Source organism: Sorangium sp. So ce131 (genome assembly GCF_051519095.1).
GTDB lineage: Bacteria > Myxococcota_A > Polyangia > Polyangiales > Polyangiaceae > Sorangium.
The window spans coordinates 6,755,870-6,772,146 of record NZ_CP150455.1 but is presented as its reverse complement, the minus strand read 5'-3'; the positions used below and the strand labels follow the sequence as shown (position 1 = coordinate 6,772,146).

Below are 16,277 nucleotides of genomic sequence, written 5' to 3'. Positions count from 1 at the left end.
GAGGAGAACGGCGCCGCGCGTCACGCGGCGTTCGGGTCCCAGACCTCGTTGAGGTCCTTCGCGAGGGCATACAGCGGGAGGAAGATGTAGAGCACGATGCCCTCGGCCTGCGGGTTGCGCGAGCCGGCCAGCTGCTTGGCCTTGGTCACCTGCTCCGGCACCTTCACCCAGAGGAAGTAGTAGTTGAGCAGCGGGATGAAGACGTACCAGGGCTTGAACTCGGGGTCCTTGGTCGTCTGCTGCAGCTCGTTCAACATCGCCCAGAGCTGCCAGATCGCGTAGATGAAGCAGACCATCCCGATCACGCAGACCATGACCGGGTTGCGCGTCTCGCCCCTGGTCCCCGTGGCCAGCGAGCCGCCGCCGCCGAACGCGCCCAGGCTGCCGGCCCCCGCGCCAGGCACCGCCAGCGACGCGCCGCCGCCCGGCGCCCCGCCGTAGGCGGAGGGCGACGAGCCGCCGTACGCAGGCGACCCGCCGTAGCCGCCCGGATCACTCACCCCGGGCGAGCCGTAGCCCGGAGGGCCGCCGGCCGGGGAGCTGCCGCCGTAGCCGCCGCCGGGAGGGCTGCCGTAGCCGCCGCCGGGAGGGCTGCCGTAGCCGCCGCCCGGGGGGCTGCCGTAGCCGCCGCCGGGAGGGCTGCCGTAGCCGCCGCCGGGAGGGCTGCCGTAACCGCCGCCCGGGGGGCTGCCGTAGCCGCCCTGCGGATCCTGGCCGGGAGGCGGGCCATAGCCGCTGGCGCTGTGCTGCGGGGGCTGCCCGTAGCCGGGAGGCTGGCCGTAGCCGCCCGGAGGCTGGCCGTAGCCCGGGGGCTGCCCGTAGCCGGGAGGCGCGCCGCCGAGGCCGCCCGCAGGGTCCTGGCCGGGGGGCGCGAACGGGTTCCCGCCGGCGCCGCCCGCCTGCGGAGGCTGGCCGTAGCCGCCGCCGGGCGGCGGAAACGCGCCGGGCGGGGTGCCGGCGGCCCCGCCGCCGGGCTGCTGCCCGCCCGCCGGGCCGAACGGCGACAGCTGGTCGATGGCCATCGTGCCCCCGAGCGGGTTCACGCCCTGGTTGGGCGGCTGGCCGAACGGCGCGTAGCCGCCCGACGGGCTCGCGGCCGCGCCGCCGAACGCCGGGCCCGACGGCTGCGCCGCGGCGGGGGGCGGCGCGCCGTAGCCGCCCATCCCGGGCGGCGGCGGCGCCGGCGGAGGCCCGGCAGAGGCGCCGAGGCCCGCCGGCGGGACGCCGACGACCGTTCCCGCGAGACCCTGGGGTGGGGCCGGGATGCCCGCGGGCAGGCCCGGCGGAGCGCCGGCCGGAGGAGCCGGAGGCGGAGGCGCACCCGGGGCGCGCGGCGGGCTCGCCCCGGATGGCTGACTCATCAGCATGGTGCCCTTGAACTTCGGCGCGGCCGCCCCCTTCAGGTTGAAGCCGCACTTCGTGCACGTGGACGCTGTTTCCGAGTTTTGCGTCCCACAATTCGGACAGAACACGCACCACCTCCGGAGGGGGGTTCGCTGCTGCTACGCATGACCGCGCCCCGCGCGCGTCGCAATGGGCGCGAAGCGTAGTTGAAGCGCCGTCCGGTTCTCAAGTGAAAGACGAAGAACGCTCCGGCCGCGCTCCGAGGCCGCGCGTTCCTCGCCAGAAACCGCAAGGAGTTCCTCGGGATCGGGGCTGCCCCCTCACGCGCTGGCTCATGGAGCTGCCGCGCGCCCCACGCGCGTGCGCTCGCACCTTGAAGGTTGAGCGAGAACGTCTAGAAAGGGCCCCGCGAGGACGGCCCGAGCCCCGCGGAGGAGCTCCGGTCGTCTCCGGTCGTCGCGTCGCGCGGCCTGCTGCACGCCGCGCTACCCGGTCGCTCCGGTCGCCCCGGCGCGCCCCGCTCCCCGCCCGCAGCGGCCCGGAGGCGCTCGCCCCTGGCCACCGTCGCGGTGGGCCGCTCGCCTGCACCCTCGCCCCGGCCGCTGCGGGCCGGCCCGAGGCGCCGGTGCAGCAGCGCACCAGCTTTTTGGGCAGCGACAGGTCTTCTGTGATTTGCTGGAGGTTTCCCCTTGGCGCGCCTTGACAGGCGCCACCGTCGCTCACTAGCGTGCCCGCGCCTCGGGAACGGCTCCGTACGACGGATAACCGAATGCCCGGCCGCCGGAGCGCGGGGCTGTCCGCCTCCGGCGAACGCCTCCGCACCGGGAGGCGCACGAGGGTGCGCCCGGCTCTGCCGGGCGAGCCCCTCGTTGGAAGGGACCCGCCTCGCGGCGTCCCGACTCCATGTCGAAGCAGGCGCGCCGCGAACACGGCGCGCCCAGGGAGCCAGCGGACCGTGCCAACAGCCGACATGACCGACGAATTTGCTCTGAGCGCCGAGAGGCAGATCGAGTTCGAGAAGATCCTCTCGCGTTATCCGAACCGCCAGGCCGCGTGCATCCCGGTGCTCCACCTCTGCCAGAGCCAGGAGGGGTGGGTCTCCGAGCGGGTGCTTCGCTGGGTGGCCGAGCACCTCGGCGTCCCGGCCGCGCAGGTCCAGGGCGTCGCGACCTTCTATACGCTCTTCAACAAGGAGCCCGTGGGCCAGCACCAGGTCTGGGTCTGCCGGACGCTGAGCTGCGCGCTGAACGGCGCCGACGCGGTGCTGCACCACTGCGAGAAGCGGCTCGGGATCCGCGTGGGCGAGACGACGAAGGACGGCAGGGTCACGCTGCGCACCGCAGAGTGCCTCGCTTCGTGCGGCACCGCCCCGATGATGCAGGTCGATCGCGACTACCACGAGGGCCTCACCCTCGAGAAGGTCGACGTGATCCTCGACCGGTTGACGAGGTGACGAGATGCTCCGGCTCACGCGTTATCTGACCAAGAACTACGACACGCCCGACGGCCACAAGCTCTCGGCCTACGAGAAGGGGGGCGGCTACCAGCAGGCGAAGCGCGCCCTCGGCATGACCCGCGAGGCGCTCGTCGAGGACATGAAGGCGGCGAACATCCGCGGCCGCGGCGGCGCCGGCTTCGCCATGGGGGTGAAGTGGAGCTTCATGCCCTGGCCGCCGAAGCCCGAGCGGCCGCACTACCTCGTCATCAACGCGGACGAGGGCGAGCCCGGCACCTTCAAGGACCGCACGCTGATGGAGAAGAACCCCCACTCGGTCGTCGAGGGGTGCATCATCGGCTGCTTCGGGATCGGCGCCCACGCCGCGTACATCTACGTCCGCGACGAGCTGCACCTCTCGAAGGCGCGGCTCTGGGGCGCCATCGAGGAGGCGCGCGCGAAGGGCTACCTCGGCAAGCGCCCGTTCGGGATCGACTACCCCGTCGAGGTCTACGTCCACACGGGGGCCGGCGCGTACATCTGCGGCGAGGAGACGTCGCTGCTCAACTCCCTCGAGGGCAAGCGCGGCGAGCCGCGGCTCAAGCCGCCGTTCCCCGCCCAGTTCGGCGCGTTCGGGATGCCGACCACCGTGAACAACCTCGAGACGATCGCCGCGGTGCCGACGGCGCTCGAGCTCGGCGGCGAGAACTTCTCGAAGCTCTCCGCGCTGCACAACCTGAAGGACGGCGGCTGTCGGCTCTTCGGCGTGAGCGGCCACGTGAACAACCCGGGGATCTTCGAGGCGTGCGTCGGGCTCACGCTCCGCGAGCTCATCTACGACCTCGGCGGCGGCGTGAAGCACGGCAAGCTGCTCGGTGTCATCCCGGGCGGCTCCTCGTGCCCGATCCTGCGCGCCGACGAGGTCGTGAACGCGCCGAACGAGAAGTCGCCGCTCCACCCGTGGCACGGCCAGAGCGTGCTCGACGTGCCGCTCGGCGTGGACACGTTCCGCGCCCTCGGGACCATGCTCGGGACCTGCTGCGCCATCGTCCTCAGCGACAGGGCGTGCCCGGTCCTCGCGATGCACAACCTGATGCGCTTCTACCGCCACGAGTCGTGCGGCCAGTGCACGCCGTGCCGCGAGGGCAGCGCGTGGATCCTGCGCATCCTCGACCGCATCGTGCACGGCGAGGGGACGATCGAGGAGCTCGATCGCCTGCACGAGATCGCCGACAACATCATGGGCAATACCATCTGCGCCTTCGGCGAGGGCACCGCGATGCCCGCGCTCGGCTTCCTGCGCAAGTTCCGCAAGGAGTTCGAGGCGTACATTCAGACCAAGGGCCGGTCCTCCACAGGGGTGCTCTCGCCGTGAAAATCTTCGAACTCGGCTTCTTCGCGCTCGCGTCGCTGCTCGTCCTCCTGGGCGGCCTCGCGACCGTCGCGGCCAGGAACCCGATCCGCGGCGCGATGGGGCTGCTCACGTCGATCGTCGGGATCGCCGGCCTCTACCTGATGCTGTCCGCGGAGTTCCTCGCCGCGATCCAGATCCTCGTGTACGCGGGCGCGGTCGTCATCCTCTTCCTCTTCGTGATCATGCTGCTCGGCCCGTCGGCGACGTCGCCGCGCGACGCCCGCACGGCGGTGCCGCGCTACCTCGGCGCCGGCGTCTTCGCGGCGGCGAGCCTCGGCGCGCTCGCCCTCGTGTACAGCGCGGCGAAGCCCGGGGTCGCGGCCCTGCCCGCCGCGCCCGAGTCGCTCGGCACGATCGACGCGCTCGGGCACGAGCTCTTCACGAAGGAGGTCGTGCCGTTCGAGCTCTCGGGCGCGCTGCTCCTCGTCGCGGTCATCGGCGCCGTCGCCGTCGCCCGCGGCAAGCAGGTCGACCCCACGCTGCTCCCCGCCCACCCCGAGTCGCCGGACCCGCGCGATCAGGTCCCCGTCCGCGACGCCGCGACGCCGGACGCGCAGCCGGGCGCCTTCACGGGCCACTTCACCATGTCGACGAAGGAGCCGAAGTCATGACCTCCGTTCCCATCGAGTACTACCTCGTCGTCGCAGCGGTGCTGTTCGTCATCGGGTCGATGGGCTTCCTGCTGCGCAGGAACCTCCTCGTCCTCCTGATGAGCATCGAGCTGATGCTCAACGCCGTGAACCTCACGCTCGTCGCGTACAACCGGATGCACCCGCAGGATCACGCCGGGCAAATCTTCACGTTCTTCGTCATCGCCATCGCGGCGGCGGAAGCCGCCGTGGGTCTCGCGATCGTGCTCGCGTTCTACCGCATCCGGAAGACGATGCGCTCGGACGACGCCGATCTCCTGAGGAGTTAGCGTGGAAGCCCTGAGAGTCTTATTCCCCGCGTCCGAGTTCGCGCTGCTCGCGGTCGTGCTCGGCCTGCCGGCGCTCGGCGCGTTCGTGAACGGCCTCTTCGGCAAGCGGCTCGGCAAGGACGCGGTCCGGCTGATGGCGCTCGCCGCGCTCGGCGGCGCCTTCCTGGCCAGCGTCGTGACGTTCCTGCTCCTGCCGCACGAGGGCGGGAAGCTCAGCTGGACAGCCTGGCGGTGGTTCTCGATCACCGGCCGGATGGGTCAGTCGATCCCCATCGACGTCGCCTTCAGCGTGGACGCGCTGAGCGCCACGATGATGCTCGTCGTCACGGGCGTCGGCTTCCTCATCCACCTGTACTCGTCCGAGTACATGCGCGAGGACCCGGGCTACTACCGGTTCTTCGCCTACCTGAACCTGTTCTGCTTCTCGATGCTCGTGCTGATCATGGCCGACAACCTCCCCGTCCTCTTCGTCGGGTGGGAGGGCGTCGGCATGTGCAGCTACCTGCTCATCGGGTTCTGGTTCAAGGAGGACAAGAACGCGAGCGCGGGCAAGAAGGCCTTCGTCGTGAACCGCATCGGCGACTTCGGCCTCCTCGTCGCGATGGCGATGCTCGCGTACTACGGCGGCTCGCTCACGTTCGACGGCATCGCGGCGAACGCGAGCAGCCTGCTCTCGGCGGTCAAGGTCTGGCCGATCGGCAACATGTCGGCCGAGACGGTGCCCGGCTTCCTGAGCTTCCTGGTCCCGGCGCAGCCGGTGCTCGTGTACGCCTCGACGCTGATCGGGCTCGCGCTCTTCCTCGGCTGCGCCGGCAAGAGCGCCCAGATCCCGCTCTACGTCTGGCTGCCGGACGCGATGGCCGGCCCGACCCCGGTCTCCGCCCTGATCCACGCCGCGACGATGGTGACCGCGGGCGTCTACCTCGTGGCCCGGCTCTCGGCGGTCTTCGTGCTGTCGCCGTTCGCGATGGCGGTGGTCGCGGTGGTGGGCGTGCTGACGGCGGTGTTCGCGGCCTCGATCGGGCTCTTCCAGCACGACCTCAAGAAGGTGCTGGCGTACTCCACGGTGAGCCAGCTCGGGTTCATGTTCATCGGCGTGGGCGTCGGGGCGTTCGCCGCCGGCTTCTTCCACGTCTTCACGCACGCCTTCTTCAAGGCCTGCCTCTTCCTCGGCGCCGGCTCGGTGATCCACGCGATGCACGCCCGCATCCACGACACCGACCAGTCGCAGGACATGCGGAACATGGGCGGCCTCCGGGCGTACATGCCGCTGACGCGCTGGACGTTCCTCCTCTCGTGCTGCTCGATCGCGGGCTTCCCCGGGTTCGCCGGGTTCTGGTCGAAGGACGAGATCCTGTGGCGCGCCTTCTCGAGCAAGGTCGCCTCGGCCGCGACGACGCGCGGGCAGCCGGTGTGGCAGTGGCCCGACTGGCTCGGCCCGGCGATCTACTGGGCCGGCATCGCGGCCGCGACGATGACCGCGTTCTACATGTTCCGCGCCTACTTCATGACGTTCCACGGCGAGTTCCGCGGCTGGACGATCGTGCGCGGGTGGAAGGATCCGAACCCGCACGGCCACCACGACCACCACCACCACGCGCCGGGAGAGAAGCTCGAGGGCCCGGTGCCGCACGAGTCGCCGCTCCCGATGACGGTCCCGCTGCTCGTGCTCGCGGTGTTCGCGGTGTTCGCCGGCTTCCTGATGGCGGAGCCGATCCACGTGGCGCCGCTCGCGCACCTGCTCGAGCCGGTGTTCGCGGGGCCCTCGCGGTCGGTGCTCATGCGGCAGGAGGCCGAGGGGCTGCTCGTCCCGATGATGCTGCCCGGCGTCGGGGCGTTCCTCCTCGGCAGCGGCGCGGCGATGTTCGTGTACTGGAACCGCCGCGGCGAGCAGGAGCGGCGCTTCGCCGAGAGCTTCCCGGGGGTCTACCGGCTCATCTACGACAAGTGGCGGATCGACGAGCTCTACAACGCCACGGTCGTGGGCATGGTCGACGCGCTGGCGGACATCTTCACGATGGCCGACAAGTGGATCGTCGACGGCATCCTCGCGAAGCTCTCCGCCGCGCTCGTCAGCTTCTTCGGCACGGTGCTGCGCGCGTTCCAGACGGGCCGCGTGCAGGTCTACGCCGCGGCGATGGTCCTCGGCCTCGCCGGCGTCGGCTGGTTCCTCGTGCACCCGCACGCGGCCGCGGTCGTCGACGACGCGGAGCTGCGCCGGTCGGGTGAGGTGAGGCTCTCCGCGGCGCCGGGGCTCGGCTACCGGTACCGCTGGGAGGCGCCGGGGCTCTCGCCGAGCGACTTCTCCGAGGCGACCGACGTCACGGTGAAGCTCGATCCCGGCGAGACGAAGGAGGTCGTGCTCCGCGTGCGCAACGCGTTCGATCGCGAGGCGACCGAGACGTTCTCGTTCTCCCGGCCGCCGGGCCGCAAGAACCCCGCGGGCCCGACGACCATGTCGGCGCCGGGCGGGGCCGCGCGCCCCGCGGAGCAGATGCAGGACCAGATCCAGCCGGGAGGCATGCAATGAGCGCGCTCGACCTCGTGACCCATTACTGGCCGGCGCTCGCCGCCGGCGTCGTCGGCGCGCTCCTCCCGCGGGGCGGCGCGCACGGCGCGGACGCGGACCACGACGATCACCCCGCGAGCCACGACCACGCGGTTCACGACGCCCACGGGGGCCACGACGCTCACGGGGGTCAAGACGACCACGCCGGCGGGCACGGGCACGGGCACGGCGACGCGCACGCGCACGCGCACGCGCACGCCGGCGGGTACACCAGCTGGCAGCGGTTCGGCCTCGGGCTCATCGCGGCGCTCACCGTGCTCGGCGTGCAGTGGCTCTGGCCGTCCGGCGCCGCGCCGGAGGCGGCCGACGCCGCGGCGGGGGAGTGGTCGTCGCTCCTCAACGTGCTCATCGGCCTGCCGCTCGTGGGCGCCGCCGCGGTGCTGTTCATGCCGCGGCAGATGCTCTCGCTGCTCCGGGGCTTCACGCTGGCCGTGCTCGTCGCGGGCTTCGCGGCGTCGCTCTGGCTGCTCAGCGTGCCGATGACCGCGGGCTGGCACTTCCAGTCGATCAAGGAGTGGATCCCGTCGCTCGGCATCCGGTGGCACGTCGCGATCGACGGGATCAGCCTCTGGCTCGTCCTGCTCACGACGTTCATCGCGCCGATCGCGGCGTACGCGTCGTTCGGGTCGATCAAGACCCGGATCAAGGAGCTCTGCTTCTGCCTCCTGTTCCTGCAGGGGGCGATGCTCGGCGCCTTCGTCGCGCTCGACCTGTTCCTGTTCTTCCTCTTCTGGGAGCTGATGCTGGTGCCGATGTTCGTGATGATCGGCATCTGGGGCGGCGTCGAGAAGATCAAGGCCGCGATCAAGCTCTTCGTGTACACGATGGCGGGCTCGATGCTGATGCTCGCCGGCATCGTGTACCTCGTGTGGGCGCACCAGAAGCTCACGGGCGCCTACACGTTCGACTACCTCGCCCTGTCGCGGGTGGTGCTGCCGCGCGGCGCCCAGATGCTCTGCTACTGGGCGTTCTCGATCGCGTTCTTCATCAAGGTGCCGATGTGGCCGGTGCACACGTGGCTGCCGGACGCCCACGTGCAGGCGCCGACCGGCGGCTCGGTGATCCTGGCCGCGGTGATGCTGAAGATCGGGACGTACGCCTACCTGCGGTTCTCGATGGGCCTCTTCCCCGGCCCGGCGTCGAGCCTCGCGGCGAACCTGGCGGGCGTCGCCATCCTCGGCGGCGTGATCTACGGCGCGCTCGTCGCCTGGAAGCAGTCCGACGTGAAGCGCCTCGTGGCGTACTCGTCGGTGGCCCACCTCGGCTACGTGATGCTGGGGCTCTTCGGCGTGACGCCGAGCGGGATCCAGGGCGCGGTGCTCCAGATGGTGAACCACGGCGTCTCGACCGGCGCCCTGTTCCTCCTCGTCGGCGTCATCTACGACCGCCGCCACACGCGCCAGGTCTCCGAGTTCGGCGGGCTGGCCAAGGTGATGCCGGTCTACGCGACGCTCTTCCTCATCGTGACGTTCGCCTCCGTCGGCGTGCCCGGCACGAACGGGTTCATCGGCGAGTTCATGGTGATCACCGGGACGTACGTCTCCGAGCGCCTCGGCACGTTCAGCGGGCTCCACACCGTGGGGGCCTCCGCGGGCGTCATCCTCGCCGCCGTCTACATGCTGAGCGTCGTGCAGAAGATGTTCTTCGGGCCGCTCTCGAACCCGAAGAACCGGCACCTGCCCGACGTGACGCCCCGCGAGGGCCTCGCGCTCGCGCCGCTCATCCTGATGATCTTCGTGATCGGCCTGTTCCCGGCGATCTTCCTCGATCGAATGAAGGAGTCGGTCCTGTCTACCTACAACCAGTTCAAGGTCGTCTCCGGGCAGGCGATCCTCTTCGCGGACGAACGCAACGCGAAGCTCCTGCCCACGGACACGTTCCCCCCGGCGTTCCTCAAGGGCGCGCCGGAGCTCGGGGCCGGCGAGGCCGCGCCGGAGGCGGGGGCGGGCGGCGATGAGGAGGCCCGGATCGAGCGGCGCCCGGCCGGCGAGCTCGCGGCGCGCGGGCAGGAGGCGGCGCGATGAATTTCGGACCGTACCTCGCCGTCTCGCCGCTGCTCGTGATCTCGCTCGGCGGCGCGCTGCTGATGCTCGCGGAGGCGTTCTCGCACCGCCGCGAGGAGTCGCACGACCGCAGCTCGGGCCCGTCCTCGGACATCGCGCTCGGCACCGCGATCACGCTGCTCGCCGGGGCGATCTTCTCGGGCGCGGTCGGGTTCGTCGGGCCGGAGACGCTGGACGGGGCCGACGCGCTCGCCCCGTACCTCATCATCGACCGGTTCACGCTGTTCTTCTCGTTCGTGCTCTGCCTCGGCGGCGCCCTGGCGGCGCTGCTCGCCGGGGGGTACCTCCCGGAGCACCGGCTCGATCGCGGCGAGTTCTACCCGCTGCTGACCTTCTCGACGGTCGGCGCGATCATCCTCGCCGCCGCGGGCGACCTGCTGACGCTGTTCCTCGGCCTGGAGACGATGTCGCTCGGGGCGTACGCGCTGACCGGCTTCCGCCGGACGTCGCCGAGGAGCACCGAGGCGGCGATCAAGTACTTCCTGCTCGGCTCGTTCGCGGCGGCGCTGCTGCTCTACGGCGGCGCGTTGCTCTACGGGGCCACGGGGCACACCGACCTCGCCGGCATCGGCGCCGCCATCTCGGGCGCGACCGGGGACAAGGCGCCGAACGCGGCGCTGCTGCTGATCGGGGCGGCGCTGATCCTCGTCGGGCTCGCGTTCAAGGTGAGCGCGGTGCCGTTCCACATGTGGACGCCCGACGCGTACGAGGGCGCTCCGACGCCGGCGACGACGTTCATGGCGGTCGCGGTGAAGGGCGCGGCGTTCGCGACGCTGCTCCGGGTGCTGCTCGGGGCGTTCAGCGGCCCGGCGCTCTCGTCGTGGGCGGCGGGCTGGCCGCCGGCCGTGGCGCTGATGGCGCTGCTCACGATGACGGTGGCGAACCTCATCGCGGGGCGGCAGGAGTCGGTGAAGCGGATGCTCGCCTACTCGAGCATCGCGCACGCCGGCTACCTGCTCGTCGGGGTCGCGGCGGCGGTGCGCGCGAGCGAGGACGCGCAGGCGAGCGTGATGTTCTACCTGCTCGCCTACACGGTCTCGACGGTCGGCGCCTTCGGCGCGCTCATCTTCTGCGGCAGCCGCGGCGCCGAGGCGGTGAGCTACGAGGATCTTTCCGGCATCGGCAAGCGGCACCCCGTGGCGGCGCTCGCGTTCTCGCTCTTCCTGCTCTCGCTGGCCGGCGTCCCGCCGACGGCGGGCTTCTTCGGCAAGCTGTACATCGTCAAGGCGGCGATGGGCGCCGAGCTGTACTGGCTGAGCGTGGCGCTGCTCCTCAACAGCGTGCTCTCCGCGTACTACTACCTGCGCGTGCTCGTGTTCATGTACATGCGCGAGCCGGCCCCCGGCGCGCCCATCGCCCGCCCCATGCGCTCGGGCTACGTCAACGCGGCCCTGGTCGTGGCCGCGGTGCTGGTGATGGTCCTCGGCATCTGGCCGACGACGTCCCTCGGAATTGCCGTCCGCTCCGTTCTCGCCACCCTCTGAGCAGGGGCTCGCCCGCTTCGGATACGGGCCCACCTCGACGTTTTCGGTGCTCGGCGTACAGGAGTACGCCTCCGCGCCGAAAACGCCGATCTGGGCCCGTCTCCTGTGCGGGCGAGCCCCTGCTCGCTGCAGCGGTGGAGACGAGGGGGGGCCTTTGTGAGCGGGGAATTGCGCGAGGCGGCGGGGCTTCGTGGGGGGGACGCGCGGGGGGGCATCGGGGACTCGATGGGGCTCGGCGATGGGGCGGGGCGCTGCGGGGCGCCAACTTGCTTGGCTGAGGTGGCAGCTGGAGGGCTCGGGCGCGGGGCGGCGCGCGGGATTTCAGGGGTGCTGCGCGGGGCTCGCGAGTTGCTAAAGTCGCGGCCGATGCGAAGCGGTGAGAGGAAGGTGGGAGCGGCGACGACGGCGCGGATGCGGGCGGCGGCGCTCGGGCTGCTCGGGGTCGTGGGGTGTCAAGGAGGCAACACGACCGGAGGGACGCCGGCGGGGAGCGCGGCGGCCAGCGCGAGCGCGGCGCCGGCGGGGAACGCGGCGGCCAGCGCGAGCACGGCGGCCAGCGCGAGCGCGGCGGCGGCCGGCGCGAGCGAGGCGGCGGCTGGCGCGAGCGCGGCGGCTGGCGCGAGCGCGGCGGCGCTGCCGCCGGTGCCTGAGATCTCGCTGACGTCGGAGGACGTCATCAAGGTCATGAACCCGAAACGGCAGGCGCCGTACAGCGGGGCCACAGGGACGCTGCGCGGACGCGTCACCATCAAGGGAGACCCGCCGCCCGATACGGGGCTCAGCTTTCCGACCGGCAAGTGCGGCGAGGCCGCGGCCACGTACGGGAGACTGTTCCGCGTGGGCCAGCAGAACGCGCTCGCCGACGCGCTCGTCACCGTCGTCAACTACAGCGGGTACGTGCCCGAACGCGACGAGGTCGAGAAGGTGACCATCCACGGATGCGCCTTCTCCAGCCGGACCGTCGCCATGTCCTACGGGCAACGCGTCGAGGTCTGGAACCGCGATCCGCTGGAGCCGTACATGCCAAACCTCGACGGCGCACCCTTCACGGCCGTCCTCGTCGCCATGCCGCAAGGCGACCCGGTGAAGTTCTATCCGCCGCAACCGGGGTACTACACGCTCACCGACAAGCTGCCGAAGCCGTTCCTCAAGGCCGACGTGTTCGTGCTGAAATTCCCGACGCACGACGTGACCGACCTGGATGGCCGGTTCGAGATCAAGAACATCCCCGTGGGCAAGGTGCTCACAGCCGCCCTCCTGCCAGCCATCAGCAAGGACGTGAAGAAGCAGATCGAGATCAAGGAAGGCGACAACACCGTCGACTTCGAGCTCGAGTTCGACCTCGAGAAATTCAACGAGGCCAAGCGCAACAAGAAGTGACAGGGCGCAACCGGGCGCGGTGAGGCGCTGAGAAGTGAGCGCCGGCGCCCGGCCTCGGGGCGCCGCGTGGCCTCAGGGCGCCGCGGGCGCGCTCCGGGCGAGCTGCCGCTGGACGCGCCGCTCGACCTCTCGGGACAGCAGATCCCGCGCGCCGGGCGCGGGCGGCGGCAACGGGCCGAGCCACGCGAGCGCGGCGTCGCGGCCGACACGGCGGGAGAGCAGATCGGCGAAGAGGAGACGGGCGAGCGGCGACGGGGGCACCGTGGGGCCGCCGCCCGCGGCGGGGGAGTGGAGCGCATCGCAGGCCCGCGCGAGCGCCTCCTCGTCGCCGCTCAGATCGGCCGCCACGGCGAGCGCCACGAGCGCCGAGGCGCTCGACGGGTCCGCACCGTAGACGAGCTCGGCCTGCTCGCGGGCCTCGCGGGCGCGGCCCAGCGCGGCGGCTCGCACCGCGACCTCGGCGGGCGGCAGGCCGGCGTCCTGCGCGAGACGACGGGCGCGGCGCAGCTCCCCGTCGAGCAGCGCCGCGTCGAGCTCCGAGAGCGGCGCCCGCGCGGGCGCCGCGAGCCCGAGCGCGGCGCCCTTCCACGACGTGAGCTCGCGCAACCGCCGCGCCGCCTGCTCGGCCGTCGCACGATCGCCGGCGTCGATCGCGACCGCGTGGAGCGCCCGCCACGCGTCCACCGACCGAGGGCGGCGCACGAGCAGCGCCCGCAGCGACAGGCGGGCGTCGTCCGTGCGGCCGAGCCGCCGCAGGATCTCGGCCCGGAGCAGGAGGCCGTCGTCGCGATCGGGATCGAGCGCGATCGCCCGCTCGACGCGCACGAGCGCGGCGGCAAGCCGGCCGGCCGCGAGATCGCAGCGCGCCGCCTCGCGGTGCGCCGGCTCGTACTCCGCGTCGATCGCCAGGGCGCGCTCGAACGCGTCCGCCGCCGCCTCCACGCGGCCGAGGCGGCAGCGGACGGCGCCGACGCGGGTCCAGATGTCCGCGCTCTCGGGATCGCTGTCCTCCGCCTGCTCGTACGCCGCGAGGGCCATCGCGAGGTCGCCGCGCGCCTCGGCCTCGGCGCCGATCGCGTAGAGCGTGTACGCGCGCGGGGAGATGAAGCGGCCCTCGATGACCTGGCCGTCCACCGCCCGCGCGACCGTGGTCCCGCCGCAGCCGGTGAGCAACGCGACGGACACGAGGAACACGACCGGCGCGCGGGACATGAGCGGCGCGCGGGACACGACCGGCGCCAGCGACGCGAGCAGCGCGGCAGGGCGCGGCAGGGCTACACGCACGCGGCGATCTCGGCGAGCAGGCGGTCGTTTTCCTCGGGGAGGCCCACGGTGATGCGGAGCCGGTGCGCGAGGCGCCCGCCCGCCGCGCCGGGGCTGCGCACGAGCACGCCGCGCGCGGCGAGCGCCTCGAAGACCTCGCCGGCAGGGCGGCGCGTGCCGACCCACAGGAAGTTCGCGTGGCTCGGCGCGACGTCGAGCCCGAGCTCGGCGAGCGCGCGCGCGAGGCGCTCGCGCTCGCTCGTCACGACCGCGACCACGCGGCGGAGCTCCCCGTCGAGCTCGCGCAGGGCGAACGTGGCCGCGCGCTGCGACGGGACGGGGACGTTGTAGGGCTGGCGGACCTTGTCGAGCTCGGCCACGAGCTCCCGGTGGCCGATGAGCCAGCCGACCCGCAGCGACGCGAGGCCGATCTTCGAGAGCGTCCGCAGGACGGCGACGTTGGGGTGCCTCCGGCGCAGGGCGAGCTGATCGCGCGGGGCGAAATCGATGTACGCCTCGTCGACGATCACCAGGGCGTCCTTCGCCGCGGCGATGACCGCCTCGAGCCGGTCCTCGGACATGAGCGCGCCGGTCGGGTTGTTCGGCGAGGCGATGAACACGACGTTGGGGCGCGCGAACTCGACGGCGCGCGCGAGGCCGGCGACGTCGAGGTCCCAGCCGCGGTCGAGCGGGACCTCGACGGCGCGGATGCCCCGCGCGCGCGCGCTCAGCTTGTACATCACGAAGGTCGGCGTGACCGTGACGATGCTGGCCTCACGCGCGCCCTGCCGCGGGCGGCTGAGCGCGGTGAGCACCATCGCGATCACCTCGTCCGAGCCGACGCCGACCAGGATCTCGTCGGGCTCGGCGCCCGAGCGGGCCGCGATCGCCTCGCGGAGCTCGACCAGGCGCGCGTCGGGGTAGCGGCCCCAGTTCTCGGGCGCCGCCGCGCGCGCGAGCGCGGCCCGCGCCTCGGGCGAGAGCAGCGGCGGGCTCTCGTTCGCGTCGAGGCGCACCGGGTAGTCCCCCGCGACCGGGGTGTAGGCGTGGAGCTCGGCGAGCTCGGGACGAAGCAGGGCGGGGAGGAAGTCGGGCGGCGGCATCGGCTCAGCCCGCGGTCGTCGCGGGCCTCGGGGGTCAGGGAGCGATATCTCACCCGGGCGATGGACGCCATCGACCGCCGAAGGCGGGGTCGATGTCCCGGCGCGGGGGTGACCGCCAGCGCGGAAGTGACCCTCGGGACCTTCCCTCACCGCGCCACGAGCCGCATCGCGGATCGTCCCTGCTGCCCGTGCTCGGCCTCGAGCTCCTCGAACTCGAACGCCCTCTCCAGGTCGAGCGCGTCGAGCTCGCGCTGCGCGCTCTCGCCGCCGTCGAACCCGTCGAGCTCCCGCATGAACCGGTCGATCTCCGCGCAGGTCGACGACGAGTCGACCGGCGTCATGGACTGCTCGTGCATGAGCTGGATGAGCTCCAGGATGGTCGCGAGCTTCTGCGAGACGAGCTCCAGGCCCTCGCGGGTCCTGCTCCAGCACTCGGCGCGCCGGTAGGCGATCGAGAGCCGCCGCTCGGACAGGCCGCGCGTGCGCCCCGAGGACGTGCTCCGGACCGCCTCGAGCGAGCGGATCGTGTCCATGAGCTCGTTGTGGTTCGTCATCGCGAGCGACTCCTGGCCGGCCTTGTGCGCGATCGCCAGGCGGATGTAGCTCGTGAGCAGGCGGTTCAGCCCGACGTCGCCGTCGCCGTCGAGCAGGAGCGGGACCGCGCCGCCGCGCCGCCGGATGTTCTCGCGGGTGCGATCGATCAGCCGGTCGAGCCGCGCGAGCTCCTGCTGATGCCGGATGTCCATCTGCCGGATCAAGGCCTCGCGTGCCCTCGACCAGGCCGCCCGATCGCACTCGTCGAGCTGCGCGTCGATGCGCTGCCGGACGTAACCGCGCCACGGGACGATGCACAGGATCACGAGCTCCGCGCCGAGGCCGAGCAGCAAGAGCAGCGGGCTCCAGCCGATGAAGCTCAGGAGCAGCGCGCTCCCCACGAAGAGCAGGTTGTAGGGGTGGATCAGCACCCGGCCGACGTAGGTGAGCGCCGTGCGCCGCCGCAGCGGTGCGACCTGGACGCCGAACGCTGCCAGCGTCGCCCTCGACTCGGCCATGCTCGCAGCAAGCACATCCTCGAAACGGCAAAGCTCTCGATCGCACGTCGTCATGGAGCCCCCCTCCTCACCTGGTCCTCGTGCCACCTCGCTCCGTTCACCACCCCCTCTGGCAGCGAACTGCCGGTCGGCCGACCGGCGCACCAGCGCGTCGGCACGACGGCGCCCGCGCCCTGTGAACGCAGGTCACGCTCGCCGCGCGCGCGCCGGCGCCGCCCAGCCCGGCGGCGCGCACCGCCGGGCCGAGGGCG

Annotated in this window: 12 protein-coding genes and 1 pseudogene; 8 read left to right on the top strand and 5 right to left on the bottom strand. The window is 72.3% G+C overall.

Annotation, left to right across the window (positions count from 1 at the left end):
• Positions 1–20: 20 nt before the first annotated feature.
• Positions 21–1,367: a hypothetical protein gene (locus tag WMF43_RS24700; RefSeq protein ID WP_437684292.1), complete on the bottom strand. Its 1,347-nt coding sequence runs from the start codon at positions 1,365–1,367 to the stop codon at positions 21–23.
• 39 nt (positions 1,368–1,406) lie between these two features.
• Positions 1,407–1,472 (bottom strand): annotated as a pseudogene (locus tag WMF43_RS24695) (zinc-ribbon domain-containing protein); the annotation flags it as partial.
• A gap of 842 nt (positions 1,473–2,314) precedes the next feature.
• Between WMF43_RS24695 and nuoE the strand changes: the two are divergent.
• The 8 genes from nuoE to WMF43_RS24655 all read left to right on the top strand — a co-directional run bounded on the left by nuoE (position 2,315) and on the right by WMF43_RS24655 (position 12,608).
• Positions 2,315–2,797, top strand: a complete 483-nt coding sequence (nuoE, locus tag WMF43_RS24690) for an NADH-quinone oxidoreductase subunit NuoE (RefSeq protein WP_437683654.1) — start codon at positions 2,315–2,317, stop codon at positions 2,795–2,797.
• Positions 2,798–2,801: 4 nt separating this feature from the next.
• Positions 2,802–4,154 carry an NADH-quinone oxidoreductase subunit NuoF gene (gene nuoF / locus WMF43_RS24685; RefSeq protein ID WP_437683653.1) on the top strand — a complete coding sequence of 451 codons (1,353 nt, stop codon included), beginning with the start codon at positions 2,802–2,804 and terminating at the stop codon, positions 4,152–4,154.
• Entirely contained in the window at positions 4,151–4,804 is a 654-nt protein-coding gene (locus WMF43_RS24680) for an NADH-quinone oxidoreductase subunit J family protein (RefSeq protein ID WP_437683651.1), read from the top strand. Before nuoF ends, WMF43_RS24680 begins: the two co-directional genes overlap by 4 nt.
• Positions 4,801–5,112 carry an NADH-quinone oxidoreductase subunit NuoK gene (gene nuoK, locus WMF43_RS24675; RefSeq protein ID WP_437683649.1) on the top strand — a complete coding sequence of 104 codons (312 nt, stop codon included), beginning with the start codon at positions 4,801–4,803 and terminating at the stop codon, positions 5,110–5,112. Before WMF43_RS24680 ends, nuoK begins: the two co-directional genes overlap by 4 nt.
• A 1-nt stretch (position 5,113) precedes the next feature.
• Positions 5,114–7,642, top strand: a complete 2,529-nt coding sequence (nuoL, locus tag WMF43_RS24670; RefSeq protein WP_437683647.1) for an NADH-quinone oxidoreductase subunit L — start codon at positions 5,114–5,116, stop codon at positions 7,640–7,642.
• On the top strand, positions 7,639–9,705 hold the full coding sequence (locus WMF43_RS24665; RefSeq protein ID WP_437683645.1) for a complex I subunit 4 family protein: 2,067 nt from the start codon (positions 7,639–7,641) through the stop codon (positions 9,703–9,705). Before nuoL ends, WMF43_RS24665 begins: the two co-directional genes overlap by 4 nt.
• A complete protein-coding gene (locus WMF43_RS24660) occupies positions 9,702–11,228 on the top strand; it encodes an NADH-quinone oxidoreductase subunit N (RefSeq protein WP_437683644.1) in 1,527 nt (508 codons plus the stop codon). The genes WMF43_RS24665 and WMF43_RS24660 overlap by 4 nt, the downstream gene beginning before the upstream one ends.
• Positions 11,229–11,594: 366 nt before the next feature.
• The gene (locus tag WMF43_RS24655) at positions 11,595–12,608 is read left to right on the top strand and encodes a hypothetical protein (protein WP_437683643.1); all 1,014 of its coding nucleotides are present in this window, start codon (positions 11,595–11,597) and stop codon (positions 12,606–12,608) included.
• A gap of 72 nt (positions 12,609–12,680) precedes the next feature.
• On the opposite strand, the gene WMF43_RS24650 is transcribed toward WMF43_RS24655, so the two are convergent.
• The 3 genes from WMF43_RS24650 to WMF43_RS24640 all read right to left on the bottom strand — a co-directional run bounded on the left by WMF43_RS24650 (position 12,681) and on the right by WMF43_RS24640 (position 16,080).
• Entirely contained in the window at positions 12,681–13,892 is a 1,212-nt protein-coding gene (locus WMF43_RS24650; RefSeq protein WP_437683641.1) for a tetratricopeptide repeat protein, read from the bottom strand.
• A complete protein-coding gene (hisC, locus tag WMF43_RS24645; protein ID WP_437683639.1) occupies positions 13,883–14,974 on the bottom strand; it encodes a histidinol-phosphate transaminase in 1,092 nt (363 codons plus the stop codon). The genes WMF43_RS24650 and hisC overlap by 10 nt, the downstream gene beginning before the upstream one ends.
• A 146-nt stretch (positions 14,975–15,120) precedes the next feature.
• Complete coding sequence (locus tag WMF43_RS24640; protein WP_437683638.1) at positions 15,121–16,080, bottom strand: hypothetical protein; 960 nt, start codon at positions 16,078–16,080, stop codon at positions 15,121–15,123.
• Between the last annotated feature and the right edge of the window lie 197 nt (positions 16,081–16,277).